Origin of the sequence: Paraburkholderia metrosideri (genome assembly GCF_904848625.1) — a bacterium.
GTDB classification, from domain to species: Bacteria; Pseudomonadota; Gammaproteobacteria; order Burkholderiales; family Burkholderiaceae; genus Paraburkholderia; species Paraburkholderia metrosideri.
Genome location: NZ_CAJHCP010000043.1, coordinates 1 through 792 on the forward strand (window position 1 = coordinate 1; position 792 = coordinate 792).

The window sequence follows — 792 nt, forward strand, 5'->3', positions numbered from 1 at the left end:
TTGAGGCCTCGGACGAGTCGATATTCGACAGGAATTCCAGGCTGGCGGTGAGGTAGCCGTCGCTGATCGCGGTGATCGTGAAATCCCCGACTCGCTGACTCGGAAACGTAATGGTGGACACGACTCTTCTCCAGAAGACTTGCTAATTACGGGCGTGAATGTTCGACGCGGCATGACCAAAACAACGGATGCGCGCCGTGAGACCAGTGCGGCGCGCAATGGCGTCGTCCAGGGCTTCCATGAACCCGTTCATTACCGAAGGCGTGCGAAACGTCTCAAGGCGATATTGCACTTCCGCGAACACGGGATGTCCGTACCCATGCCGAACATCGACATAGATGACATGAACGCTTTCGAGCGCCGCTTCAAGAACACTCGTACAGAGTTCGACGCAATCGCGGGAAAGCTCGGCAAGCCTCTCATCAGACGGCATTTGCCCCGCGGAAATATAGAGTGTGACATTGGGCATCGCGGACCTATTTTTCCTGTTCGGTCGAAACGGTGCGGGAGCTTATCAGTTGTTCCGTCATCGGCGAGTAGAGGTGAACGCCTTCCAACTGAGCGTTTCGCCGAGGCATTCTTGCGAGCCAACGGCGTTGCGGAAACTTCTCCAGCGCGACTGCTCGCATGGCCAACGGTGTGAGGCCCAACTGAATCAGAGGTTCGGGGCCGCTTGCACATAGCACGAGGAGTTCGTCAGCATTCACCGCTGGCGCAAGGCCGATATCGCTGTAGAGGTTCCGATGCCAGTCGGTGATGTGCTGCTGCCACCTTGCGAAATTGCCGCCGCCT

Annotated in this window: 1 protein-coding gene and 2 pseudogenes; all 3 read right to left on the bottom strand. The window is 57.3% G+C overall.

Going from position 1 to position 792, the window contains the following annotated elements:
• Positions 1–121: pseudogene (locus tag LMG28727_RS33875) on the bottom strand (MBL fold metallo-hydrolase); the annotation flags it as partial.
• A gap of 21 nt (positions 122–142) precedes the next feature.
• A complete protein-coding gene (locus LMG28727_RS33880; RefSeq protein ID WP_201646650.1) occupies positions 143–469 on the bottom strand; it encodes a hypothetical protein in 327 nt (108 codons plus the stop codon).
• 7 nt (positions 470–476) lie between these two features.
• Positions 477–792: pseudogene (locus tag LMG28727_RS33885) on the bottom strand (sugar ABC transporter); the annotation flags it as partial.

Excerpts from the sequence above, each read along its gene's own strand:
- LMG28727_RS33880 (WP_201646650.1), bottom strand. The coding sequence starts at position 469 with ATGCCCAATGTCACACTCTATATTTCCGCGGGGCAAATGCCGTCTGAT.